This is a genomic window from Flagellimonas sp., assembly GCF_965215805.1.
In the GTDB taxonomy this organism is placed as follows: Bacteria; Bacteroidota; Bacteroidia; order Flavobacteriales; family Flavobacteriaceae; genus Flagellimonas.
The window spans coordinates 656,428-682,384 of record NZ_OZ244124.1; the positions used below are offsets into that span (position 1 = coordinate 656,428).

Sequence of the window (25,957 nt, forward strand, 5' to 3'; positions counted from 1 at the left end):
ATAGGCCAATACGTCCTAAAGAGTATCACAGAATCAAAAGTATTGGGAATTGGCATCTTATTCCAGCGTAAAATTTACCTCAGCAAAAAGGTTTACCCAGTTATCTTCACTAACCGCCAACAAAGAGAAGTTGTAATTGCTTCCCAACACAAGGGAAGGCGGCTCTGTCACGGTAATATTTAGCACCACATTGTCCAATTCATAGTATTGGAACATTTGATCCATCGTATAGGTGCCCGATAACAAGGTATTGTTCTCATCGGAAACTACTTGAAAGTAGATTACCGTATCGTCAAAAGCGCCATCTTCCCATGAAAAAATGGGCATAACCCCACTATTATCAACCGTCACATTTTGAGGTAAATATTCCGTGGGTTTGGCAAGTTGTTTTAATCGGATTGGGTTTGAAAGATGGACTTTTCCATCTTCTTCAAAAGTGACGATTACCCACTTTTCCTTATTCGGCTCGATTTCAAACTTCAACAAATAACCGTTGAAAACATCTATTAGGTCAGCAGCACCTTTGGTGTAGAGCAAAAAATTATTTTCATCTACATTTAAATGTTCCGTTTCATAAAAATTGATATTGGAAGCACCCTCTCTTGGGTATAAAAAGACGCTGACCACGGAGGGATCCTCATTGCTCGCTGCACAAGCGATTACATTTCCCAAAACCGTCTCTTTATCGACTAAATCGCTAGCCAAGGTTCCATCTAGCGGTAATTCTTCATTATCGGAACTACAGGAAACCAACATCAATAAAACTGCTAAAAGACTGGAAACAAGACTTCTTTTGATCATCTATTGGGGTATTCTTTACCTAATAGTCGCCATAAAAACTACGGATTACATTTTCCGCAGGTTTGTTTTGGGGAGTGAACCGATTATCCTCGCTTCCCCCTGAATCCTTATGGTGAATGAACCATTTCCAAACAAATCCGCCAGCGAACCAGTCTTCCTCCCAAAATTCCTGAAAAATTGCCTGAGTGGCATCAGCTTGGGCTTGTAAATTGACGTTCATTTGGTTTCGATCCACCAACCAAGGTTTCTTGGCAGCATAATCCATACTTCTATAACCAAATTCGGTAAAGAGGATAGGTCTGTCCATGGATTCAGCCAAATCGGCCAATTTGGTCTTCCAGGGTTGCCATCCAGCCTTTAACCCCTCCAAACTGGGTTTTTGATCTTCCGAAAGTGGAAAATAGGCATCCACCCCAATAAAATCCATTTGTTCCCAAAACGGTACCCGGGGATATTCGTCCCAGTTGGCGGCGTATGTTAACTTTCCGCTGTAGATTTTTTTAATTTTTGCTATCAAATCCGTCCAGAAGAGCGGCCTTTGTTTTACAAACTCTTCCAGTTCTGTACCAATACAGTAGACCTCGGCCTTGGTTTCTTCGGCCAGTTGGGCATAGGTTAGTGCAAAATCGGAATAGGTTTCTTCAAGGATTTGCCAATCCTCTTCGGACTGCATGGCCATATCTCCTGTGAACTCTCCCCGCCAAATCCAAATTTGGGGCTTCAACATGATCTTGATGCCATTCTTCCTTAATAGGTCTATATATTGTTTGGCTCCTCGTCTAGTCTCTCCGTACCACTGCCGTTCTGTGTCAAAAATTATTTGGGGGGAATTCAGACTACGGGCAAACCCAAAAGGCATCACGGCTGCATAATTGGCATTAACCTTAACTACCGGCTCAACATGGGTTTGGGCAACCTTTTCACGAGATCCCACAAAACTCACCCCGTTGATTTTTTCCTTCTTTTGTCCAACACAGGACAATTGGATCAAACAAAGAAAAAGGAGTCCTAATCTTTTCATAGCCAAAAGTTAAGACTCCTAAAATAACCTTTTAGGTCATAGGTTTAAAAAATTGCGCGCAAACCTATGTTAAAAGTTTCACCCAAACCTGTATTTTCTCCCCGAACAAAGTTGGTGTACAATGCCTCAACATTCAAAGCATTGGTCAATTGGTATTTTAATCCGCCACCCAATGCGGTGAAGTTTTGGGTAAAGTCATTCCCTAAATCCAGACGTTGTGAATGCTGTGCCAAAGCCAACACGGTAAACTTGGAACTTGGAAAATAACTTAGAAATACACCAGGGGTTAAATTAAGACTATTGTTGGCAAAGCTCTTGTCCTTGTCCCCAAAACTCAATTCCGAATTCAATTCGGTGAAAAGTTGCCATTTACCGCCGGGAAACGTATGATCATAGAAAAATCGGTTTTGCCAGATATACCCATTTTGATCTAGGAACACTCCTTCTTCCGTTTCATTGTCCACCAAAGGGATAAAAAATGAACTTTGGATGGAAAAGTTGCTTACCGAAGCAATGGGGACAAACTTTACGGAAGGTGCAATGGATGTGAATCCTGAACGTGCTGTTCCTGTTTCCCCGTCAAATTGAAAGACTTGTAATGCCCCACGGTCCGCAACCACATTGGAACGAAACTCCAAAATGGCCCCAATATTCCAGCGTTTGTTGTTTCCAACTCCGGTATAGGCTTCCAAAGTGGAAGTGAAAAATGTTTGTCTGGGCTCTGTTCCATCGGAAAATGTACTCTCGGTCTGGGTGTACAAGTTGTTGAACCACTTGAGGTCCCATTGTCCTTTTCCAATGAGCTTGGAAGGGGTGTACTGTTGAATATTACTTTGGGCTTGAGCGTTGGGGTCGTTTTGGGAAAACCCTAAAAATACGCTCATAATCATTCCTCCAAAAAGGAGGTAAATTCTCTTCTTTTTCATGCTTAGTTGTTGTTATAATGGATTAATTGGTCTCGTTTAAATTCCAGTCGTATGGGTAGTATCCCACCTTGGATTTTGGGTCAAATTTTTCTTTTCGATATAGGTTTACAAAATCTATCAAGGATTTTCCCCCTTGGGTAAAGTCACCAGTGTACCATTCAAAAATTTGGGACAGTAGTACCTTCTTCCCTTTTGTCCTTACAAAGTTTGGATTGTTCAAAGCAATTTCAGTTTGCTTCTGCAATTGTGTATCCAAGGTGCCCGGCAAATACGCATTGGGGATAATGGGAGGGCATCCCAGTCCTGCGCATACAAGTACAAAGTGAAAGCGAGCCTCCCTTGGAAAATTTCCTCGAAGCAACTTGTTCTCAATATCATTTAGGGTAATGTTTTTGCCTCCAACATTATAGGTGACCTTGTCAAAAAAACCGCCTTTGTCCAATGGGGATTTAATGGGGTAATTGTTTACAATCCCTTGGATTACTGAAATGTTATAGGTGTTGATCCAGAAAGCTTGATAGGTATTTGCGTCAGAAGTTGAAACGGTAATGTTTTGTGCCATATCCATCAGTTCATTTAACCCTGCTGGATTCGACTTAATTTCCTTGTAATTCACTCTGCCATCGCTCACATAAGCTTTAAAGAAAGCGTCTGCTTTTGTAAAAAAAGTTGAAATGTCCTGTGAAAAGCCTAATTGTACAACAAGAAATAGTACGGTCGCGGTCAGTGTTTTTCTAAATTTCATTTTAAGTTTTAATTGATTCAAACTTTGCTTTCTGTCGTATGCAATTTGGATGCCATACAAGCTCTTATTGAATTTAAGGATTATTTAAGATTTTAGTAATCAAACACTTAGCCGTTCGAATTTTAGGGTCAAACCTTACCTTTTATGTTAAAATTTAAATTCTTTCTAAATTAACCTAGGACATTAAGTTCCTATATTTAAGGACGACACATTAGCAACACCAACACAATTTCATGGAGAATATTGTCATTATTGGAAACGGAATTGCTGGTATTTCGGCAGCAAGGCACATTCGAAAACTTTCAGATAAAAGAATCATTGTAATTTCTGGGGAAACAGATTATTTCTTTTCCAGAACCGCGCTTATGTACGTTTACATGGGGCATATGAAATTTGAGCATATCCAGCCCTATGAAGATTGGTTTTGGGAAAAGAACCGCATTGAGCTGGTCAGAGGTTATGTCACCAAAGTAAATCCAGATACAAAACAACTTATTATCGATGGGTCTAGAGCCTTGCATTACGACAAGCTTATTGTTGCCACAGGGTCTAAATCCAACAAATTTGGATGGCCAGGACAAGATCTACACGGCGTACAGGGACTCTATTCCAAACAAGACCTTGATTTGCTCGAGGTAAACGCACCCAACAAGGAAGTCTGTAAAAGGGCTGTAATCGTGGGTGGTGGTCTAATTGGAATTGAATTGGCCGAGATGTTGCGAAGTAGGGATATCCCAGTGACATTTTTGGTCAGGGAAGACAGCTTTTGGAACGGGGTATTACCCAACTGGGAATCCCAAATGATCAACGAGCATATTTTGGAACACCATATTGATTTACGACTAGGTGCCAATCTTAAGGAAATTGTTAGCGATGGTAATGGTAAGGTCAAATCGGTAATTGTTGCCGAAACGGGGGAAGAAATCCCTTGCGATATGGTGGGTCTAACGGCTGGTGTATCCCCCAATGTCGATTTCCTAAAAGATTCAGGAATAGAGCTTGGACGTGGAGTCAAAGTCAACCGTTTTTTGGAAACCAATGTACAAGATGTATATGCCATTGGAGATTGTGCCGAACAGCATGAAGCCATTGGCAATCGCCGCCCAATAGAAGCCGTTTGGTACACGGGCCGGATGATGGGTGAAACTGTGGCGCAGACCATCTGTGGGAACAAGTTGGAATACAAACCAGGACACTGGTTCAATTCCGCTAAATTTTTGGACATCGAATACCAAACCTACGGCTGGGTGTTTTCGGAACGGGGAATGAAGGAAAATGAAGCCCATTTTCATTGGAGACATCCTCAAGAGAAAATATGCATCACCGTAGCTTTCAATAAAGAATCAGGTCAGTTTTTGGGCATCAATACCTTCGGTATTCGCATGCGACACCAAGTTTTTGACAAATGGTTGACCCAGGAAAAAAGTGTGGATCATGTCATAGAGCACTTGGCCGATGCTAATTTTGATCCGGAGTTTTATAAACATTATGAAGCGGATATCGTTTCCAAGTTCAATTCGGACTTTGGGAAGTCCATCACACTAAAAAAGAAAAGTTTAAAAAGAATTTTTGCAATGGGTTAATAGTTGACAACTGATTGTTGCTGGTACACCATTTGGCGCCACCACTTTCCGCTTTCAACTTTTCCCCTTCAACTGAAAGATATGAGCACATACGATAGAAGCATGGCCCTAACTGGGCAGCCTCCCAAAATATTGAGCAGAAACCAAAAGATTGCCACCCTGATAGGGATGGGAGGTCTTGGTATTCTACTTTTGGCAGCATTCAACGTGAGTTTCCCCAATAAAGGATTATGGCTCACCCTCTCTTTAATGGCCATTTCGGCAGGAACCATTTGGTTTTCGTGGGATGCCTATACCCATAAGTTACCTGGGATTAAGAATGATGGGGTATGGTTTAAATCCATTTCCAGTAAAGGTTTATGGGGATGGATGGCTGGAATTGCCCTGACTGGATTTTACATAGTGTTGTATTTCTATCCAGAATATTTGGGCTTGGTCAAAGATGGGAACAACAAAGGTGTTATTGGACTTTTTGATCCGTTGAGCAGAATGCTCAGTGGCAACCCTGCAAGCCAGTGGTTCGTTTATGGAACCCTGTACACGGTGGCTATTTTGGCTTTTGGCATCAAATTTATGTGGAAGTATCGTCATAACAGATACGAGCGTATCCGAACCATGAGCGTTATGTTCTTTCAAACTGCCTTTGCCTTTATCATTCCCGAATTGATGGCGCGGTTAAATGGCGATAAAATTTTAAATGGTGGAAGCCTGCCCTACTACGACCTCAAAAATGTATGGCCTTTAAACTATTACAATTTTGAGGGATATCGAATCAAAGGCTTTTTAAGCTCTGGGGATATCGGTTTTGCCCTATTGATTTTCGGAATCCTATCCGTATTTGTAATCACTCCGATCTTGACCTATAAGTATGGGAAAAGATGGTACTGCTCTTGGGTATGCGGTTGTGGAGGCTTGGCCGAAACAGCTGGTGATGCCTTTAGGCAATTAAGCGATAAAAGCGTAAGCGCTTGGAGAGTAGAGCGCTGGGTAGTGCACAGCGTAGTGGTTTTTGTTACGCTGATGACCACAGCGGTTATCTTTTCTTACCTCGGACATGATACCAGTAAATATTGGCTGACCAAAAGCACCTTCTTAATTGGTGTGGCGTCCTTACTGACACTTGTTTTTGCTTGGGTGATGCTATTTAAGCGTGACGAGTTCAAAAAAGATGCTATTTATGGCGCCATTGGATACTTTGTAATCATTATGGCCCTTATCGGATTTCACTTCTTTAGTGGAGATGGCAATGTATTCTTGTTTAAATCTGAAACCCTTCGCAAGTCATACAGCTTCCTTATCGGAAGTATTTTCTCGGGAGTCATTGGAACTGGGTTTTATCCCATTTTTGGGAACAGGGTATGGTGCCGTTTCGGTTGTCCTATGGCTGCCATGATGGGCTTTCAACAACGCCTGTTCTCCAGATTCAGAATCACTACCAATGGGGGACAATGTATCTCTTGCGGAAATTGTTCCACCTACTGCGAAATGGGAATCGATGTACGTGCATACGCCCAAAAAGGCGAAAACATTGTCCGATCTAGCTGCGTAGGTTGCGGGATCTGTTCTGCAGTTTGCCCAAGAGGTGTCTTGAAATTGGAGAATGGCCCTTTGGAAGGTCGTATTGACAGCAATCAAGTGTTGTTGGGCAACGATGTGGACCTTATGACCTTGGTGAACAAGAAATAAGATGCTTCGGTTTGCTTTATTACTTTCCTTTCTTTTCCTGTTCGGTACGGGAAAAATGTACCATCGGGATTATTACCAGGATGGTAAGCTAAAGGCCGAGGGGTGGATCCTGGGCGATTCCAAGGAAAATTTCTGGAAACACTACCATTCCAACGGCAACCTCATGGCGCAAGGTCATTATAAAAACAATGAGCGGGAAGGTTATTGGTATTTTCACGACCAACTAGGTAAGCTGGAGATGGAAGGTCATTTTAAAAAAGGTGAAAAGGTAAACTGGTGGCTTTTTTATGATGAAAACGGGAAAATAAACCACAAATGCCAACTCAAGAACGGCATCAAAAACGGATACTGCCTTAAGTATACGGACGAGGAGCTTAAATCGGCAGAAAAATACAAAAACGGGAAAAAGATCAAGGAATGGTTTAGCTTTGGCAGTTTTAGAAAAGAAAACAAGCTTTCCGATTTAAAATAATGGCAGAAATCAAAGTCATCATTCCCGCAGTCAACGAAGGAGATTCCATCGGAAAAGTGGTTGGGGAATTGCCAAAGTCCGTTTCCGAAATCATTGTAGTCAATAACGGTTCTGAAGATAATACGGTGGAAAATGCCAAAAAAGCAGGTGCCACTGTACTCACCGAAAACCAACGCGGATACGGTTATGCCTGTCTAAAAGGCCTGGATTATGTTGCAAAACAATCCAAACAACCCGAGGTTATCGTATTTATTGACGGAGATTATTCCGATTATCCGGAAGAATTGGATAAAGTGGTGGCACCTATCTTGCAAGATGATGTGGATTTTGTGGTAGGAGCCCGAAAAAAAGCACTTAGGGAACCGGGATCTATGACCCCGCAGCAGGTTTTTGGCAACCAATTGGCCACGTTTTTAATGCGGCTGTTTTTTAGGGCAAAATTTACGGATTTGGGGCCTTTTAGAGCCATTAAATACGAAAAGCTCAAAGAACTGCAAATGGAGGACAAAACCTACGGATGGACCGTGGAGATGCAGCTGAAGGTTTTGAGAAAAAAAATGTCATATGTCGAAGTACCAGTGCGTTATAAAAGAAGAATTGGTGTTTCAAAAGTGTCAGGTACGGTAAAAGGTACTATATTTGCGGGCATAAAAATATTGGGGTGGATCTTTAAATACAGTATAAAATAATATGGGACTGACAATCGCTTTTATTATCATCGCTATTTATAGTACGGCCTTAATTTTGATTTTTTTCTACAGCTTGGCCCAACTTAATCTATTGATCAATTATTTGGGCAATAAAAAGCAAAACGAGGAAGCCCCAAAATTCAATCTTCTCGACCCAAAAGAAATCCCGTTGGTGACCATCCAATTGCCCATTTACAACGAAGAATATGTAATGGAGCGGTTGCTGGACAACATATCCAAAATAGAATACCCAAAAAGCAAATTGGAAATTCAGGTGTTGGACGATTCCACGGATGACACCGTTATAGATACCGCAAAAAGAATTCAGGAACTTAAAAGCGCGGGGCTGGACATCCACCACATAAGAAGGGAAAACCGCCAAGGATTTAAGGCAGGAGCCCTAAAAGAAGGTTTGGAAATAGCCAAGGGCGAATTCATTGCCATTTTTGACGCTGATTTTCTTCCAGAAAGCGATTGGTTAAAAAAGACCGTTCCCTATTTCAAGGATGAGGAAATAGGTGTGGTGCAAACCCGTTGGGGCCACATCAACAGAGACTACTCCACCTTGACCAAAATCCAGGCTTTTGCCCTGGATGCGCATTTTACATTGGAGCAAGTGGGAAGAAATTCCAAAGGACATTTTATCAACTTTAACGGTACCGCGGGTATCTGGAGAAAAGAGTGCATTCTTGATGCTGGAAATTGGGAAGGCGATACCTTGACCGAGGATTTGGATTTGAGCTACCGCGCCCAACTAAAAAATTGGAAGTTTAAATACTTGGAGGATGTGGAAACTCCTGCCGAGCTTCCCGTTGTGATCAGTGCTGCGCGCTCACAGCAGTTCCGTTGGAACAAGGGTGGGGCCGAAAACTTTAGAAAAACGGTCTGGAGTGTGATTACTGCCAAGAACATCCCGTTCAAGACCAAATTCCACGGTGTAATGCATTTGTTGAACAGCTCCATGTTCCTTTGCATGTTCATCGTTGCCATTTTTAGCATTCCCATGCTGTACATCAAAAACTCCTACGGACATTTGGCCTGGGTTTTTGACGTAAACCGATTTTTCATAATTAGTACCATTATCCTGTTTATCTGCTACTGGTTTACCTTTAAGAGCATTCAAGGCAGTAGTTTTGACAAGTTTGTGGACTACATCAAACTCTTCTTTACCTTTTTCTCGGTAGCCCTTGGGTTCTCCCTTCACAATACCGTAGCTGTCTTGGAAGGGCATTTGGGCAAAAGAAGTGAGTTTGTGCGCACACCCAAATTCAACATCAACAATCTTACAGATAGTTGGAAAGGAAACAAGTACCTGACCAAAAAGCTGTCTCCAAATATGATTTTGGAATTTGGCCTCATGGTCTATTTCCTATTTGGAATGTACAGCGCAGTTCCTTTAAATGATTTTGGGTTGTTCCCATTCCATTTAATGTTGTTCCTCGGATTTTCCTTTGTTTTCTTTAAGTCTTTGACCTCGAAAGCTTAATCCCATGCTTTCTTATTGGAAACTGCATAAAACCCCTATCCTTTTAGGCATAGGTAGCTTGCTTTTCTATGCAGTTTTCGCCCATGATCTAAACAGAGAGGATTTCCCAAAACTCCTGTCCCTATATGCAGCGCTGTTTTTTCTCCATTTCAAACTCATCCAATTTGAGAAATGGAATTTTAAGTTCCTATTGGTTGTGGGTATCTTATTTAGACTGACTTTTTTATGGGCAGAACCCAACCTTTCCCAAGATTTCTATCGCTTTATCTGGGATGGGGAATTGATCAAGAACGGAATCAATCCATACATCCATCTCCCCAAAGACCTTATTTCCCAAATTGACCTTCCTATCGCCAATGCTCAAGAGCTTTTTGATGGAATGGGCAGCCTTAGCGCCAGACACTACAGCAACTACCCTCCTGTAAACCAAATCATATTTGCCCTGGCCTCCTTTTTGGGAGGAGGAAGCATTTTGGGTTCCGTCATTACAATGCGGCTAACGATTATTCTCGCCGATATAGGAATCTTGGTATTTGGCAGGAAGTTGCTTCAAAACCTCAACCGTTCCAATCACGTGGCGTTTTGGTATTTTTTGAATCCTTTGGTAATTATTGAGCTGACGGGAAATCTCCACTTCGAAGGCGTCATGCTGTTTTTCTTTGTATGGGCACTGTATTTAATCTCCAATAAAAAATGGGCGATTGCCGCCCCTGTCTATGCGGCCGCCATCATGGTTAAACTGGTTCCCATCTTGTTCCTGCCTTTGTTTCTTAGATTCTTCGGATTCAAGAAAAGCGTTTGGTTCTATTTGTTGGTTGCGGTTTCCAGCGTGCTCCTGCTACTTCCATTTTATTCATCTGTATTTATAGATAACTATTCCGAAACGGTAGGCCTATGGTTTTCCAATTTTGAATTCAATGCAGGATTCTATAACGCCGTAAAAATGGTAGCCGTGGACTGTTTTGAAGCCAAACCATGGGAATTGGTAAAGATTTACGGCAAATGGGTTGCTGGTGTAGTTGTGCTAGGAGCAATGTTGTTGGCACTGCTCAGAAAAAACCAAACCTTGACAGCTTTGATTACCTCCATGCTGATTCTGCTAACTGGGTATTATCTCCTATCCACTACCGTACACCCTTGGTATCTCGTCTTTTTGGTGGGACTTGCCATGTTTACCAAATTCAGGTTTGCCATGCTATGGTCTTTCCTGGTTATCTTGAGCTATTTTGCCTATTCCAATGTGGATTTCGATGAGAATCTGTGGTTGTTGGCTTTTGAATATCTGCTGGTCATCGGCTACTTGATTTATGAAATTATGGGTAGAAGCGGAAAAAAGTTAGATTTCTTCAAAAAATAATGGGCATTTTAGGTCGGTTGAAATTAATTTGTACTTTTAACCCATAATGAAAGGACAAATACACATACTATCTTCTTTGAGCATAACTGCTCCCGTTCGTCCATTCGCTCCACGTCGCCGTCGCCCGTAAGGGTGCATATCAGTTATGGAAATAGGTGAGTCCATTTCCGCAGAAAACCTTCAGATTTCAAATTTTTACTTGTTTTAAATGCCATAGCAATGGAAATTGTAATTGCTAACGAATCACATTTTAAGTATGCCCAGATTATCAGCGATACCATAACGGAATCCGCTAAGGTACGGGGCACGGGGATAGCCCAACGGAGTCCGGAATATATCATGAAAAGACTGGAGAACGGAAATGCCGTTATCGCCTTGGACGAAGGGAAATTTGCTGGCTTTTGTTATATCGAAGTCTGGGGCAACAAGAATTTTGTGGCCAACTCCGGACTAATTGTTCATCCTAATTATAGAAAACAAGGACTGGCCAAAAAAATAAAGAAAGCCATCTTCGAGCTTTCCAGACAAAAATTTCCAGATGCCAAAATATTTGGGATAACCACAGGACTGGCAGTCATGAAAATGAATTATGAGCTGGGTTACAAGCCGGTCACTTTTTCCGAATTGACTGATGATCCCGATTTCTGGAAAGGCTGCCAAACCTGTAAAAACTTTGACATCCTCACTAGGACAGAAAGAAATATGTGCCTTTGCACAGGAATGCTGTACGATCCAGACGTTAAAAAAACCACATTAAAAAAAATAAATGGAAAAGCCTTTAAGCGATTAAAGCGAATGAAGGAGCATCTTTTCCTAAAAAAGAAAACAAAATAATATTGTCTGTTCGAGCGCAGTCGAGAACAATTAGACCTCTTCTGTTTAAATGGATAGCATAAAATTGAATAAAACAAAAAATGAAAAAACTAGTACTAGCCTATAGCGGCGGATTGGATACCTCATATTGCGCCAAATACCTCTCCCAAGAAGAAGGGTTTGAAGTGCATGCGGTAAGTGTTAATACTGGCGGGTTTTCTGCAGAAGAAATCCAAGAGATTGAGCAAAAGGCCTTAGCACTTGGAGCTTCCACCTACACATCCATTGATGCAGTGTCCAATTTCTATGAAAAAGTGGTCAAGTATCTCATTTTTGGTAACGTACTAAGGAACAATACCTATCCTTTATCCGTAAGCGCTGAACGAATTGTACAGGCGGTGGAAATTGTAAGTCATGCCAAAAAGATTGGTGCGGAGTATATTGCCCACGGAAGTACGGGAGCGGGCAACGATCAGGTAAGGTTTGATATGATTTTTCAAATCATGGCCCCAAATATTAAAATTATCACCCCTATCAGGGATAATAAATTATCAAGGGAAGCAGAGATAGAATACCTTCAAAAAAATGGGATAGATTATTCTTGGGAAAAGGCCAAATATTCCATTAATAGAGGTTTATGGGGTACCTCTGTAGGTGGAGATGAAACCTTAACTTCCCACCTTTCCTTGCCGGAAAGCGCCTATCCAAGCCAATTGGAAAAAGAGCTGTCCAAAGAGCTTAAACTCACCTTTACTCAAGGGGAATTGACGGCCGTGGATGGGGAATTGGGCTCGCCTGTGGACAATATTGAAAAACTGGAAGCCATCGCATCCAAATATGCCATAGGAAGGGATATCCATGTGGGTGACACCATTATTGGAATCAAAGGAAGGGTTGGATTTGAAGCCGCCGCGCCCACTATTATCATCAAGGCGCATCATTTGCTGGAAAAACACACCCTAAGCAAGTGGCAGCAATATCAAAAAGAGCAATTGGCCAATTTCTATGGCATGTTGCTCCATGAAGGCAACTATTTGGATGAGGTTATGCGAAACATTGAAGCGTTCCTTTCGGATACCCAAAAAAATGTTTCGGGTGATGTGTTTGTGACTCTACACCCTTATCGATTTGAGTTGGACGGAATTTCCTCTCCCCATGATCTTATGAATGCTTCCTTTGGAAGTTATGGGGAAATGAACAAGGGTTGGACTGCGGATGATGCCAAAGGATTCATCAAAATCCTATCCAATCCTGGAAAAATTGCAAACCATGTTAACCAAGACCATGATTAAGGCAGGAATAATAGGAGGTTCGGGATATACCGGAGGGGAACTGATCAGATTGTTACTGAATCATCCCCAAACCGAAATAGACTTTGTGTTCAGCACTACGCGGGCAGGAAAGCCTGTGTCCTCAGCGCATCAAGATTTGCTTGGTCAAACAGATCTAAACTTTTCAGGGGAAATCAATCCTGAAGTGGATGTGGTTTTTTTGTGTTTGGGACATGGTAACTCCACCAAGTTTTTGGAAGAAAATACCTTTGCTGACCACACCAAGATTATTGACCTGAGCAACGACTTTAGATTACAGGCGGATGCCAGTTGGAACGCTAAAACCTTTGTCTACGGCCTGCCAGAGTTGAATAAATTCAGCATACAAAATGCCACAGCTATTGCCAACCCTGGTTGTTTTGCTACTGCCATCCAGTTGGGATTGTTGCCCTTGGCAAAGGCAGGACTGCTGCACAAAGATGTCCACATTAACGCGGTAACTGGAAGTACGGGAGCAGGCGTTGGCTTGTCAGCTACATCCCATTTTAGCTGGAGAAATAATAATGTTTCTTGGTACAAACCCTTTACACACCAACATCTGGGTGAAATTGGAGAAAGCTTGGAATCCTTCGGAAATGGGGTGGGTAAACTCTATTTCCTTCCCAATAGGGGGAACTTTACCAGAGGCATTTTGGCAACCGCCTATACGCCTTTTGATGGAAGTTTGGAGGAAGCACAACAATTATTCAAGGATTTTTATGCCAATGCAGTCTATACCCATGTTTCTGATGACCCAATTCACCTAAAACAGGTGGTGAATACCAATCAGTGCCATATCCATTTGCACAAACATGAGGATGTGCTGTTGGTTACATCGGCCATAGATAATTTATTAAAAGGTGCTTCTGGACAAGCCGTACAAAACATGAATTTGATGTTCGGTTTGGAAGAGCCAATGGGATTACAACTAAAAGCAGGAGTGTTTTAAAAAGAGAATAATATGAAAATAGCCATAATAGGAGCAGGGAATTTAGGATTGGCGATAGCCAAGGGCATTTTGCACAGCAATGGGGCCACGACCATGTACCTGACCAAAAGAAACACCAGTTCGATCAAGGATTTTGAAAAGTACGGGAATGTCGTAGTGACTTCGGACAATCATGAAGCTGTGAAGCAATCAGATATTTTGATTTTTGCGGTTCAGCCAGGGCATTTTTCCAAGATTTTGGACGATGTAAAAGATCTCCTAACGGAGAACCATGTTTTAATCAGTACCATTACTGGTTTCAGTATTTCCAAAATCGAGGAAATTGTGGGTGCGGACAAGTACATTGTAAGGAGTATGCCTAACACTGCCATTTCCGTTGGAAATTCCATGACATGTATTTGTAGCAACGAATTGGGCAAGAAGCGTATCGATTTGACCAAGGGTATTTTCAACCGTATGGGTCACACCTTGGAAATCCCAGAGGATTTGATGCAGGCTGCCACAGTCATCTGCGCTAGTGGAATTGCTTTTTGGATGCGTTTGATACGAGCCACCACTCAAGGCGCCATCCAACTTGGATTTGATGCCAAGGAAGCCCAAGAGTTGGCCATGCACACCTGTAATGGTGCAGCAAGCCTTTTGATTGATTCCGGCAGCCACCCCGAAGAGGAAATTGATCAAGTCACCACTCCAAGGGGATGTACCATTGAAGGCCTGAATGAGATGGAACACCAAGGTTTGAGTTCCTCCCTGATCAGAGGAATTGTAACCTCATTTGAGAAAATCAACCAAATTAAAAAAGGATAAATGGCTCCTTCCATTTTTAAGGGAAGGTGGATTCGGACCATTGGTCAGAAGACGGAAGGGTTGAAAACTTAAACTCTATTGCAAGAAATAACAATAAACATGGAACTATTTGATGTATATCCCCTATATGATGTAACCCCGGTTTCTGCCAAAGGGATTGAGGTCATTGATGACAAGGGTCAAACATATCTTGATTTCTATGGTGGGCATGCCGTGATTTCCATTGGGCACACCCATCCGCATTATGTAAAGCGATTGAAGGAGCAGTTGGACGCTATGGCATTTTATAGCAACTCCGTGCAAAATCCGCTGCAGCAAAAATTGGCGGATAAATTGGGCCAATTATCTGGATGTTCGGATTACAAGCTGTTTATGTGTAATTCTGGCGCGGAGGCCAACGAAAATGCCTTAAAACTGGCTTCGTTCCATACTGGAAAATCCAAAGTCATCGCCTTTAAAAATGGCTTTCATGGGCGTACTTCTGCGGCTGTAGCGGCTACGGATAATCCAAATATCAACGCTCCAATTAATCAGCAACAAGAAGTCACCTTTCTTCCATTAAACGATGCTGAGGCCTTTGAAAAGGCCATTGATCACGGGGATTATTGCGCGGTTATTTTGGAAACTATTCAAGGCGTAGGCGGATTGGATGAACCCACCCCCCCATTCCTCCAATTTGTAGCAGAAAAATGCAAGCAAAAAGGAGTAGTCTTGATAGCGGATGAAGTGCAATGTGGTTTTGGAAGGAGCGGGAAATTCTTCGCTTTTCAACATCACAATATCCAACCAGATATTATTTCCATTGCCAAAGGCATGGGGAACGGATTCCCAGTTGGGGGTGTATTGATCCATGAGTCCTTCCAAGCTTCTTATGGACTATTGGGAACCACCTTTGGAGGCAACCATCTGGCTTGTGCAGCAGTATTGGCTGTTCTGGAAGTGATGGAGCAGGAGAATTTAACCCAAAATGCAGCTGAACTAGGAGTTTATTTTCTGGAGAAGGCCAAGGAAATTCCTGCAGTGAAAAATGTCAAGGGAAGAGGTCTTATGTTAGGTTTGGAGTTTGACTTTGAAGTGGCTTCCTTGAGAAAAAATATGATTTATAATCAAAAAGTGTTTACAGGTGGAGCAAAGGACAAGCACGTATTGCGTTTTTTGCCTGCACTAAATATCACCAAAAATCAAATCGATCAATTTTTTGATGCCTTAAAAGCCGAACTGTCATGAGTTTACTTTTGAATATAGAAAAACGAAATGCTGTTTTACAGCGAATGGCCATATTGATTAAGGAACAGGCCGTAAACTTGATAACAGCCAACACCGAAGATTTAAATGCATACGATGGCGGGGATTTGGCCATGGCAGACCGTCTAAAAGTGGACGAGGCGAAGGTTACAGGGATGATCCAGTCATTGGAAGAATTGGCTTCGCAACCCGACCCCATTGGCGTTGAACGCTATGCATTTACCCATGAAAACCAAATGCAGGTGAGCAATAGAACCGCTCCCTTTGGCACGGTTATGATCATCTATGAATCTAGACCTGATGTGACCATTGAAGCTGCTGGAATCGCATTTAAGTCAGGCAATAAAATCTTACTGAAAGGGGGCAAGGAATCCCTACGAAGTAATTTGGTGCTGGTGGAGTTATGGCATCAGGCATTGGAAGAAAATAAATGTTCCAAGGATTGGGTCACTTACCTGAACTACTCCCGACAGGAAACCCAAGATTTCTTGGCCAACCCAGATCAGAAAATCGACTTAATCGTACCCAGGGGAGGAGAAAGTTTGATTCAGTTTGTAAAAGCACATGCCAAATGCCCGGTAATTGTGAGCGGTAGGGGCAACAACTTTTTATATGTGGCTAAGACCGCAGACACCCAAATGGCAACAGACATCATTGTCAATGCCAAAATTGCCAAAATATCGGCATGTAACGCTTTGGACAAAGTGCTTATTGATCAAGAACTCCCTAATAAAGAGACTTTCATTTCCGAATTGATCAACACACTTAAAAAGAAAGAGGTAGCCATTTATTCGGATAATGCCATCTCACAACTTGGAGACACTGAAGTCATAACCGATGAGAATATATGGGAAGAGGAGTTTTTGGATTACAAAATTGTGTTGGGCGAAACATCAGGACTTGAGGACAGCATTGAAAGAATCAATACCCATAGTGGAGGGCATTCGGCAACCATTATTACCTCAGACCAAGAAGAAGCTTCTCTATTTATGGAATCGGTGGATTCCGCAGCGGTCTATCACAACGCTTCTACCCGGTTTACAGATGGAGGCCAATTTGGGCTGGCTGGGGAATTGGCCATAAGCACGGACAAATTGCACCAAAGAGGTCCTCTTGGATTAACCCATTTGGTCACCAATAAATGGTACATAAAAGGCAACGGCCAAACTAGATAATGAGATGAAGAAAAGGGTTCTAATAAAAATTGGCTCAAATACGCTCACTAAGGAGACCAATCAAATTTCCAGAGGCAAAATTGAGGATATAGGTAGGCAAATTGCTTTACTGAAAGAGGAATATGAGTTTATTTTGGTCTCTTCAGGTGCCATCGCCACCGCCAAACAATTTGTTAAACTGGAGCATAATGGGCAGGAAATTGATGTAAAACAGGCATTGGCGGCTATCGGTCAACCCCGCTTGATGCATATTTTTCAGGAGAGTTTTAGGGAATTGGGACTGTTCACCTCCCAATGTTTGTTCTCCTATTCCGATTTGGAAAATGAAAAAGCCAGAGTGAACATAGAGAACACCATTAACGTATTGCTGGCCAATGATGTTATTCCCATCATCAATGAAAATGATACTGTGGCCACGGATGAAATCAAATTTGGGGACAATGATAAGTTGGCCGCACTTACCGCAGCCTTTCTAAAAGTGGACCTCCTTTTGATTGCCACCAATACAGATGGCATTTACACCAAAGAATCCTTGGATGGAAAGCTGCCTGAAACGATTCAAGAAGTTGCTTCCATTACCGATTTGGGAAAAGAGGTGAGTACGGTCAAATCTTCCCATGGAACAGGAGGCATGCAATCTAAAATAGAGGCCGCCAGTATTGCGCAAAAAGCAGGAATAGAAACATGGATTGTCAACGGCCTGAAAGATAATTTCATTGTCGACAGCTTTAGAGACCAAATCCACTTTACAAAAATCAAGGCATGAAGCACTATTTAAGCATCAACGATATTGAAGACCTAGAGGCAGGGGTTGCAGAGGCCATCGAATTGAAAAAGGATCCGGTCAAATTTAAATCCCTTGGGAAAGACAAAACTGTTTGTCTCCTTTTTTTCAATAACAGCCTACGTACGCGCTTGAGCACGCAAAAAGCCGCTATAAACTTGGGAATGGAGGTTATGGTCATGAATTTCGGTAGTGAAGGTTGGCAATTGGAATTCGAAGATGGAACGATCATGGACCAAGGTAAGGCAGAACATATCAAAGAAGCTGCCCAAGTAGTGTCCCAATATTGTGATATTGTGGCCATCCGTGCTTTTGCAGGTTTGGAAAACAAAGCCTTGGACGAAGCCGAGGTTGTGTTGAATGGATTTAAAAAATACGCCACCGTTCCTGTGGTGAACATGGAAAGTTCGGTGGGCCATCCGTTGCAAGCCCTTGCTGATGCCATAACCCTAAAGGAATTTGGTTCCATAGAAAGACCCAAAGTTGTACTTTCTTGGGCGCCACATCCCAGAGCATTACCTCATGCTGTGGCCAATTCCTTTGTGGAAATGATGAAATTGCAAAATGCGGATTTTGTAATCACCCACCCTGAGGGCTATGAACTAAACTCTGAAATCACCAGTGGGTGTCAGATTGAATATGATCAAGATAAAGCCTTGGAAAATGCCGACTTTGTCTATGTCAAAAATTGGAGCAGCTATTCGGATTATGGAAAAGTAGTTTCCCAAGACCCCGATTGGATGTTGACCCAAGCAAAACTTGGCACAGCTAAATTCTTGCACTGTCTGCCTGTCAGAAGAAATGTAGTGGTAGCCGATGACGTGTTGGACAGTGATCAATCCTTGGTGGTGGAACAGGCCAACAATAGAACGTATTCGGCACAAATTGTTTTAAAGAAAATCCTTGAATCCCTATAAAATGGAATTAAAGCTAAAGAACAAGGTCTGTATTGTAACTGGAGCTACTAGCGGTATGGGAAAAGCCATAGCTGAAGCTTATCATGAAGCCGGTACCTCCTTGATTTTATCCGGTCGCAATTTGGAGCGAGGGAACCAATTAGCAGCACAACTGGAAAACAGCGTCTTTGTTCCTGGCAATGTAAATGATGTGGATTACAACCAAAAATTGGTGACAACAGCCATAGACAAATTTGGAAGATTGGATATTTTATCCTTGAATGCAGGGATTCTTGGTTTGGGAAATGTGGTGGACCTTTCCGTTGAAACTTGGCGTGAGACTATCGACACCAACTTAAGTTCCATCTTTTATTGCTCCAAATTTGCCATTCCCTTTTTGCAAGAAGGTAAAGGAGGAAATATATTGATCAATGCATCAATTGCCGCTTTTAAGAGCTTTCCCAACCATCCGGCCTATTGTGCTTCCAAGGCAGCTTCCTTGGGATTAATGAAGCAATTGGCCGTTGAATATGCCCCAAAAATTAGGGTAAATGCCATCTGTCCCGGCCCTGTGGACACCCCTTTGATTTGGGATTCTGCAAAAGCATTTGACCAACCGGAAGAAGCGGTGGAAAATGCCAAAAATGCCACCCTGCTCAAGCGATTGGGAACTCCAGAGGATATTGCCAAATTGGCGCTGTTCTTGGTCTCGGAAGATTCCTCGTGGATTACAGGCTCGGCAATGACCATTGATGGTGGAATAATAAATGCATAAAATGGGTGAAAAACTTTCCATAATAAAAATCGGGGGCAATGTCATTGAGGACAAAACCCAACTTTCCCATACCCTTTCCCTTTTTTCCAAAATGGAGGGAAATAAAATTTTGGTACATGGGGGAGGAAAAAAGGCCACCGAAATTGGGAACAAACTAGGGATAGAGGCCAACATGATCAATGGTAGGAGGATTACCGACAGTCAAAGTTTGGATGTGGCCATTATGGTGTATGCTGGTTTGGTCAACAAAAAAATCGTGGCCCAACTGCAGTCCCATGGAACCAATGCCATTGGCATGAGTGGGGCCGATGCAAATGCCATCCAAGCCCATAAAAGACCTGTAAAAGAAATTGATTTTGGATGGGTTGGCGATGTGGATGGCGTGAATTCCAATGGAATTTTTAATCTGCTACAAGCTGGGTTCACTCCCATTTTTTGTGCACTGACCCATGATGGTAAAGGACAATTGTTCAATACCAATGCCGATACCATTGCTGCCGAATTGGCTATAGGAATGTCAGGACTGTTTGAGACTACCTTGTTTTATTGTTTTGAGAAACAAGGTGTTCTGCGAAGTATTGAAGATGAGGATTCGGTCATCCAACACATCAACTCTGAAACCTATGCAACCTTATTGGAAGAGGGAATCATTGCAGATGGGATGTTACCTAAAATGCACAATTGCTTTCATGCGCTTCAAAATAAGGTGAAACAAGTCTGTATTGGAAACCATAGCATGCTGGATGCAGCAAACTCAAATTTTACGACCTTGACCCTATGAAAACTGACCAACAAACGTTGACTCAAAAAGCCATTGAGTTGCTAAAGCAGCTGATCTCCATCCCCTCATTTTCAGGGGAGGAGGATAAAACTGGCGATGCCATTGAAACTTGGCTCCAAGGTTTTGGGGTAAAAACAGAAAGGCAAGTCAATAATGTTTATGCTTTCAACAAGCATTTTGATGAAACTAAACCAACCCTGCTACTCAATTCCCACCACGATACCGTAAAACCAAATTCGGCTTATACCAAAGACCCTTTTCATCCCCATGTGGAGGATGGAAAGCTTTATGGTCTGGGCAGTAATGATGCGGGAGGGTGTTTGGTCTCCCTTTTGGCCACTTTTGTACACTTTTATGAAGCGGAAAATCTAAGCCACAACATCATTATGGCGGCAACGGCTGAAGAGGAAAATGCGGGGGAAAAAAGCTTGAGAGGATTGTTGCCCATTCTTCCAAACATTGATGTGGCCATTGTTGGTGAACCTACCCTATTGGATTTGGCTATTGCGGAAAAAGGACTTGTAGTTTTTGATGCCGTGGTGGAGGGAACCCCTTCCCATGCAGCCCATCCCAATAACAACAATTCCATTTATAATACCATTGACGTTTTGAACTGGTTCAAAAATTACACTTTTGACAAGGTTTCGGATGCTTTGGGTGAGGTAAAAATGACAGTGACCCAAATCAATGCAGGGAAGCAGCACAATGTGGTTCCGGCCCAGGTGGATTTGGTAGTGGATGTGCGAGTAAATGATAGATACTCCAATCAGGAAGTTGCTGATTTGTTGCAACGGGAAGCTCCCTGCAAAATGACCCCTCGTTCCTTACGACTAAATTCATCTTCCATTGATCCCAAACACGACTTGGTAAAAAGTGGGATGGCCTTGGGCAGAAAAACTTATGGATCACCCACGCTGTCCGATCAGGCCGCATTGACCTGTCAATCAGTAAAATTGGGTCCTGGAGACAGTACACGATCGCATTCGGCGGATGAATTTATTTATGTGAATGAAGTTGAGGAAGGAATTGATCTATATATCAAAATCCTTTCAGGATTTTTACAATAAACAATGTACAATTAACAACGTTCAATGTTGGGAGCATCATTGATCATTGAAAATTGATAACTGAAAATTGACACTATGAAACTCTGGGACAAAGGCTTTAGTACCGATAAAAAAATTGACCATTTTACCGTAGGTAACGATCGGGAATTGGATTTACTATTGGCCAAATATGATGTGACTGCCTCCCAAGCCCATGCTAAAATGTTGGCTCAAGTAGGCTTGATTTCCAAAGAAGAATCCGAAGCCTTGGTAAAGGAACTGGGTACCATTGCCAAATCCATTGATAAAGGAACCTTTACCATTGAGGATGATTTTGAGGATATGCATTCCAAGATTGAATTCCTGCTCACCAAAAAACTGGGAGATACCGGGAAGAAAATCCATACCGCACGGTCAAGGAACGATCAGGTTTTGGTGGCCATGCAGCTGTATTTAAAAAATGAGCTCAGTGAAATTAAAAATGAGGTGAAATCACTTTTTGATCTTCTGCTCAACTTGGCGGAAAAGCACAAATCCGTATTGCTTCCAGGTTATACACATCTGCAAATTGCCATGCCCTCGTCATTTGGACTTTGGTTTTCGGCCTATGCAGAAAGTTTGGTGGATGACCTCCATTTTGTCCAAGCTGCTTACAAGATTGCCGACCAAAATCCCTTGGGAAGTGCAGCGGGTTATGGTAGTTCCTTTCCCATAGATCGGACTTTTACCACTAAAGAAATGGGCTTTGAGACCCAGAAATACAATGTAGTTGCAGCCCAAATGGGGCGTGGCAAAGTTGAAAAAGCAACCGCCTTTGGCATTTCCAGCGTAGCTGCCACACTATCCAAATTGGCCATGGATATCTGTTTGTACATGAGCCAGAATTTCGAGTTTATCTCATTTCCTAATGAGTTGACCACAGGCAGTAGTATCATGCCGCACAAGAAAAACCCTGATGTTTTTGAATTAATCAGGGCCAAGTGTAACAAAATTCAGGCAGTACCCAACCAACTGACCTTGATCACCAACAATCTCCCCAGTGGTTATCATAGGGATTTGCAACTGGTAAAGGAGGTAATCGTTCCTGCCATTCAGGATATCAAAGCATGTTTGGAAATGACCATTTTTAGCTTGAAGGAAATCCAAGTGAACCCAAATATTTTAGATGATCCCAAATACGATTATCTGTTTAGTGTGGACACCCTGAATGAGTTGGTCAAAAGTGGAATGCCTTTTAGGGATGCCTACAAAACCATGGGACAGGCCATTGAGAATGGGAATTTTAAACCCAAAAGAGATATCCAACACACCCATGAGGGTAGTTTGGGGAATTTGTGTTTGGAGGAAATCAAAGAGAAAATGGAAAAAGTACACTCCTCTAACTAATGGATTTTATCTTGATTTTACCTTCTTAAGGGTTGAGATAAAAATGTTCAGGAAATAAAGTAGTTGACCCAAAACGAATAAGGTCAATCCGAAAAACCAAAGAGATTCAATGTACTGTATCATCCTGAAGTTTTCCAGGGTTGGTTTCATATCCATATTGGTTGTTGCAAAACTCAAGGGAAAAAGTACGGTGAAAATCAAATGAAGCCAGAACATCCAACCAAAAATTGCTATCCTTTTGAGCTTTAGAATCCAATACCCGACTCCGCATAGAATGAACCATGTTCCCAGTACATTGAACAAATGGGCATACGCAATAACCAGGTAGGTGTCATGGATATTTATATCCAGTGTTGAATCCGGATATACTATGGTGAACAAAATTTGTAAGGCAATTAGAAGAATTCCCAATGTCCAAAATACAAGATGTGCTTTTTCCTTGATGTTATTCAAAAGAACGTTTATTTGATCATCTTCAAGTTCACCACCTCTTGCTCTGTCAAATGTCGCCAATGTCCACGGGGAAGGTCCTTTTTGGTCAACCCTGCAAAAATAACCCGGTCCAGTTTGGTGACGTGGTATCCCAAATGCTCAAAAATCCTTCGCACAATCCGATTACGACCACTGTGGATTTGAATCCCGACTTCCCTTTTTGGAGCTCCTTGGATATAGCTTACATCATCTACCTCAACAGCTCCATCCTCCAATTCCAAACCAGCTTCAATCTTTCTCAAGTCTGAAAGATTCAAGCTTTTATCCAAATGCACATGGTAAATTTTCCTAACCCCATGGGTAGGATGTGTCAGTTTTTTGGTCAGATCCCCATCATTGGTGAACAATAAGAGTCCCGTGGTATTTCTATCCAAGCGTCCAACGGGTAACAATCGATTTTTGGAAGCACTGGAAACCAGCTCCATCACCGTACGTCTTCCTTTTTCGTCGCTAGTAGTGGTGATAAAGTTTTTGGGCTTATTGAGCAGAATATATTCCTTTGTTTCGGGATTGAGCTTTCTTCCATCAAAACGCACATCATCCGTGAGTTTCACTTTATAGCCCATTTCCGTAATCACTTTCCCATTTACCGAAACACTGCCCGCAGCTATATAGGTATCTGCTTCCCTTCGGGAACAAATTCCTGCATTCGCTATGTAACGGTTTAATCGGATTTCGTTAGGGTTGGATTTTTTGGACGGGGTATTCGCTTTAGGCTTTGCACCGTATTTTTTAGCATACGGTTTTCCTTGATTTCGCCCAGTATTTTGGGAGGATCTCCTATTTCGTGGATTGTCTGATTTCGGCATCAGTCGTAAATTTTTTGCAAAAGTAGTGTTTTAAGTTGCCTACCACACTATGCCAAGCTATTTTTCAAACTCCACCGTGGATTGTCTTTCCCTATTGACGGAAAGCTTGGTCACATCAGGGCGGGAATAATGACCAACTGGGTCAAAATTTTGTCGCTCTTCATAAACCCTATTGAAGTCCAAAATTTGATAAATCAGGCCTTCTTGATCTACTATGGGTTCCACAATCCATTCGCCATCAGGGCCAGCAATGCAACTACCTCCATTGGCCAAAACCTTGGGTGCTTTTTCCAAAATCTTGTTCAAGTGTGGGGTGGCTTTCGGAAAATCTGAAGTGTTCATCAATGAGGAAACGGAGATAACATAACTCCGTGATTCGCGGGCAATAAAACGGGTTATATCCTTGGTATTGTGCAACCCTCCCGGCCACACAGCCACATGCAGATTTTCACCCTGACCATACAATGCTGTTCTGGGCAAGGGCATCCAGTTCTCCCAACAATTAAGCCCTCCAACGGTAAATTGTTTCAGCGGATGGACTTGTAACCCATTGCCGTCACCTGGAGCCCAAGTGAGCCGTTCATCATAGGTAGGCTGTAATTTTCGGTGCACTGATTTGATTTCCCCATTCGGGTCAATGTAAACCAATGAGCAGTACAAGCTATGTCCCCCACGATCCTTGGCACGTTCCATCATTCCCAAATACAGGGCTAACTTGTTTTCTCTTGCCAAGGTGCATATCGAATCCAACTCTCCTGCTTCTATTTGAATGGAATTTCGGGCATAATGGGCATGAAGTTCTTTGTTGACTTTTAAGTCCCATGCGGCTCCCTCGGTGTACGCCAACCAAAAGGGATATCCAGGCAAAAAAGCTTCGCCAAAAACTAGAAGTTCAGACTTTTCCCTGGCTGCTTCCAGAATTGTGGCTTCAATTTTCTGGATGGTAGCTTTTTTATCCAGCCAAACAGGGGCTATTTGAGCCAATGCCACTTTTAAATGATTTTCCATCACAAAATTCGATTTATGACCAAGTCCACATCGATCAACAAAATACTGATCACTCCAGCAACAATGATGAACTTTAGAATATTATGCAGCCAAACATAGTGCTTTTTGCCACGGGCTTTCCATAACAAAATGATAAAAAGTCCCAACAGAACAATACATGCGATGAAATACAGGTGCATGTATCCCACATCAAAACTTTTGATCAACAGCAAGGCTGGCACCAGCGTCAAAACAATAAGAAAACCAATAATGACCTTGGACACTTTTGGACCATAAAGGATGGGGATGGTCTTATAGTTCTGAGCCATGTCCCCTGCCATATTTTCGAGATCCTTAATCATTTCACGGGCCAAAATCAACAAAAAGAGGAATAGAGCATGTACAAAAATGACCGTTTCAAAATTGCCATAGTATACAAAAACCACAAAAAAAGGAGCAATGGCCAAGGAGGCAGAAACCAGATTCCCAAGAAAGGGAACCCTTTTAAGCTTATGGGAATACAACCAAATGCCAAAAATGTAGCTTGAAAAAAATAAAACCGCCCGAAACGAAATGTAACTTGCCGCCAGCACGGCCAGAAAGTTTAGGATAAAGTAGGTTGTGAGCTTAAATCGTTGACTTACCAACCTATCCAACATACTTTTCCGAGGTTTGTTGATCAAGTCTTTTTCGGCATCATAAAAGTTATTGATGATATAACCACTTGCAATGACCAAGCCCGAAGCGGTCACAATCAAAAATAGATTTAGGTCAAGGACAACTTCCCGTAAACTGGTTTGAGGGGAAAGAATAAAAATCGAAGCTAAATATTGAGCCAGAGTAATGACCAAAATGTTGTACCCCCGTACCACAGAAAACAAACTCAACAGCTTAAAAAGCATGAGTCTATTTCTTCTACTAAGCATGACGATTGTG

26 protein-coding genes are annotated in these 25,957 nt (G+C 42.2%); 18 read left to right on the plus strand and 8 right to left on the minus strand.

From position 1 onward, the window contains the following. Window positions 1–57 precede the first annotated feature (57 nt). Genes ACOOE0_RS02940 through ACOOE0_RS02955 form a run of 4 tightly spaced genes read right to left on the minus strand, consistent with a single transcriptional unit; the run spans window position 58 to window position 3,493 of the window. Window positions 58–801, minus strand: coding sequence for a hypothetical protein (locus ACOOE0_RS02940; RefSeq protein ID WP_420400985.1), 744 nt, complete (start codon window positions 799–801; stop codon window positions 58–60). A gap of 19 nt (window positions 802–820) precedes the next feature. Continuing rightward, window positions 821–1,822: a glycoside hydrolase family 113 gene (locus ACOOE0_RS02945; protein WP_420400986.1), complete on the minus strand. Its 1,002-nt coding sequence runs from the start codon at window positions 1,820–1,822 to the stop codon at window positions 821–823. A 44-nt stretch (window positions 1,823–1,866) separates the two neighbouring features. After that, a complete protein-coding gene (locus ACOOE0_RS02950) occupies window positions 1,867–2,712 on the minus strand; it encodes a hypothetical protein (protein ID WP_420402192.1) in 846 nt (281 codons plus the stop codon). Window positions 2,713–2,770: 58 nt separating this feature from the next. Next, window positions 2,771–3,493 carry a DUF547 domain-containing protein gene (locus ACOOE0_RS02955; protein WP_420400987.1) on the minus strand — a complete coding sequence of 241 codons (723 nt, stop codon included), beginning with the start codon at window positions 3,491–3,493 and terminating at the stop codon, window positions 2,771–2,773. Between the two features lie 233 nt (window positions 3,494–3,726). On the opposite strand from ACOOE0_RS02955, the gene ACOOE0_RS02960 reads away from it, so the two are divergent. From ACOOE0_RS02960 to argH, 18 genes are all read left to right on the plus strand, one after another. Continuing rightward, on the plus strand, window positions 3,727–5,076 hold the full coding sequence (locus ACOOE0_RS02960) for an NAD(P)/FAD-dependent oxidoreductase (RefSeq protein ID WP_420400988.1): 1,350 nt from the start codon (window positions 3,727–3,729) through the stop codon (window positions 5,074–5,076). An 81-nt stretch (window positions 5,077–5,157) separates the two neighbouring features. After that, on the plus strand, window positions 5,158–6,762 hold the full coding sequence (locus tag ACOOE0_RS02965) for a 4Fe-4S binding protein (RefSeq protein WP_420400989.1): 1,605 nt from the start codon (window positions 5,158–5,160) through the stop codon (window positions 6,760–6,762). 1 nt (window position 6,763) lies between these two features. Then, on the plus strand, window positions 6,764–7,234 hold the full coding sequence (locus tag ACOOE0_RS02970) for a toxin-antitoxin system YwqK family antitoxin (protein ID WP_420400990.1): 471 nt from the start codon (window positions 6,764–6,766) through the stop codon (window positions 7,232–7,234). After that, on the plus strand, window positions 7,234–7,923 hold the full coding sequence (locus tag ACOOE0_RS02975) for a glycosyltransferase family 2 protein (RefSeq protein WP_420400991.1): 690 nt from the start codon (window positions 7,234–7,236) through the stop codon (window positions 7,921–7,923). Before ACOOE0_RS02970 ends, ACOOE0_RS02975 begins: the two co-directional genes overlap by 1 nt. A gap of 1 nt (window position 7,924) precedes the next feature. After that, window positions 7,925–9,409 (plus strand): cellulose synthase family protein, encoded by a 1,485-nt coding sequence (locus ACOOE0_RS02980; protein WP_420400992.1) that lies wholly within the window; start codon window positions 7,925–7,927, stop codon window positions 9,407–9,409. Window positions 9,410–9,413: 4 nt separating this feature from the next. Next, window positions 9,414–10,766, plus strand: a complete 1,353-nt coding sequence (mptB, locus tag ACOOE0_RS02985; RefSeq protein ID WP_420400993.1) for a polyprenol phosphomannose-dependent alpha 1,6 mannosyltransferase MptB — start codon at window positions 9,414–9,416, stop codon at window positions 10,764–10,766. Window positions 10,767–10,985: 219 nt separating this feature from the next. Beyond that, window positions 10,986–11,600: a GNAT family N-acetyltransferase gene (locus ACOOE0_RS02990; RefSeq protein WP_420400994.1), complete on the plus strand. Its 615-nt coding sequence runs from the start codon at window positions 10,986–10,988 to the stop codon at window positions 11,598–11,600. Window positions 11,601–11,680: 80 nt separating this feature from the next. Beyond that, window positions 11,681–12,871 carry an argininosuccinate synthase gene (locus ACOOE0_RS02995; protein ID WP_420400995.1) on the plus strand — a complete coding sequence of 397 codons (1,191 nt, stop codon included), beginning with the start codon at window positions 11,681–11,683 and terminating at the stop codon, window positions 12,869–12,871. Continuing rightward, window positions 12,864–13,838 (plus strand): N-acetyl-gamma-glutamyl-phosphate reductase, encoded by a 975-nt coding sequence (gene argC / locus ACOOE0_RS03000; protein WP_420402193.1) that lies wholly within the window; start codon window positions 12,864–12,866, stop codon window positions 13,836–13,838. The genes ACOOE0_RS02995 and argC overlap by 8 nt, the downstream gene beginning before the upstream one ends. A 12-nt stretch (window positions 13,839–13,850) precedes the next feature. Further along, a complete protein-coding gene (gene proC / locus ACOOE0_RS03005) occupies window positions 13,851–14,645 on the plus strand; it encodes a pyrroline-5-carboxylate reductase (protein ID WP_420400996.1) in 795 nt (264 codons plus the stop codon). A gap of 99 nt (window positions 14,646–14,744) precedes the next feature. Continuing rightward, the gene (locus ACOOE0_RS03010) at window positions 14,745–15,872 is read left to right on the plus strand and encodes an aspartate aminotransferase family protein (RefSeq protein ID WP_420400997.1); all 1,128 of its coding nucleotides are present in this window, start codon (window positions 14,745–14,747) and stop codon (window positions 15,870–15,872) included. Then, complete coding sequence (locus ACOOE0_RS03015) at window positions 15,869–17,065, plus strand: glutamate-5-semialdehyde dehydrogenase (RefSeq protein ID WP_420400998.1); 1,197 nt, start codon at window positions 15,869–15,871, stop codon at window positions 17,063–17,065. The genes ACOOE0_RS03010 and ACOOE0_RS03015 overlap by 4 nt, the downstream gene beginning before the upstream one ends. A 4-nt stretch (window positions 17,066–17,069) precedes the next feature. Further along, complete coding sequence (proB, locus tag ACOOE0_RS03020; protein ID WP_420400999.1) at window positions 17,070–17,831, plus strand: glutamate 5-kinase; 762 nt, start codon at window positions 17,070–17,072, stop codon at window positions 17,829–17,831. Then, the gene (locus tag ACOOE0_RS03025) at window positions 17,828–18,766 is read left to right on the plus strand and encodes an acetylornithine carbamoyltransferase (protein WP_420401000.1); all 939 of its coding nucleotides are present in this window, start codon (window positions 17,828–17,830) and stop codon (window positions 18,764–18,766) included. The genes proB and ACOOE0_RS03025 overlap by 4 nt, the downstream gene beginning before the upstream one ends. Before the next feature lies 1 nt (window position 18,767). Next, window positions 18,768–19,520: an SDR family NAD(P)-dependent oxidoreductase gene (locus ACOOE0_RS03030; protein ID WP_420401001.1), complete on the plus strand. Its 753-nt coding sequence runs from the start codon at window positions 18,768–18,770 to the stop codon at window positions 19,518–19,520. Between the two features lies 1 nt (window position 19,521). Beyond that, on the plus strand, window positions 19,522–20,301 hold the full coding sequence (gene argB, locus ACOOE0_RS03035) for an acetylglutamate kinase (protein ID WP_420401002.1): 780 nt from the start codon (window positions 19,522–19,524) through the stop codon (window positions 20,299–20,301). Continuing rightward, complete coding sequence (locus ACOOE0_RS03040; RefSeq protein WP_420401003.1) at window positions 20,298–21,368, plus strand: M20 family metallo-hydrolase; 1,071 nt, start codon at window positions 20,298–20,300, stop codon at window positions 21,366–21,368. Before argB ends, ACOOE0_RS03040 begins: the two co-directional genes overlap by 4 nt. Before the next feature lie 75 nt (window positions 21,369–21,443). Continuing rightward, on the plus strand, window positions 21,444–22,733 hold the full coding sequence (argH, locus tag ACOOE0_RS03045) for an argininosuccinate lyase (RefSeq protein WP_420401004.1): 1,290 nt from the start codon (window positions 21,444–21,446) through the stop codon (window positions 22,731–22,733). 6 nt (window positions 22,734–22,739) lie between these two features. On the opposite strand, the gene ACOOE0_RS03050 is transcribed toward argH, so the two are convergent. The 4 genes from ACOOE0_RS03050 to ACOOE0_RS03065 are packed head-to-tail and all read right to left on the minus strand — an operon-like array spanning window position 22,740 to window position 25,947. Further along, window positions 22,740–23,186 carry a hypothetical protein gene (locus tag ACOOE0_RS03050; protein ID WP_420401005.1) on the minus strand — a complete coding sequence of 149 codons (447 nt, stop codon included), beginning with the start codon at window positions 23,184–23,186 and terminating at the stop codon, window positions 22,740–22,742. Window positions 23,187–23,194: 8 nt separating this feature from the next. After that, complete coding sequence (locus ACOOE0_RS03055; RefSeq protein WP_420401006.1) at window positions 23,195–24,034, minus strand: pseudouridine synthase; 840 nt, start codon at window positions 24,032–24,034, stop codon at window positions 23,195–23,197. Window positions 24,035–24,091: 57 nt separating this feature from the next. Then, complete coding sequence (locus tag ACOOE0_RS03060) at window positions 24,092–25,042, minus strand: carbon-nitrogen hydrolase family protein (protein WP_420401007.1); 951 nt, start codon at window positions 25,040–25,042, stop codon at window positions 24,092–24,094. Beyond that, window positions 25,042–25,947 carry a geranylgeranylglycerol-phosphate geranylgeranyltransferase gene (locus ACOOE0_RS03065; protein WP_420401008.1) on the minus strand — a complete coding sequence of 302 codons (906 nt, stop codon included), beginning with the start codon at window positions 25,945–25,947 and terminating at the stop codon, window positions 25,042–25,044. Before ACOOE0_RS03065 ends, ACOOE0_RS03060 begins: the two co-directional genes overlap by 1 nt. Between the last annotated feature and the right edge of the window lie 10 nt (window positions 25,948–25,957).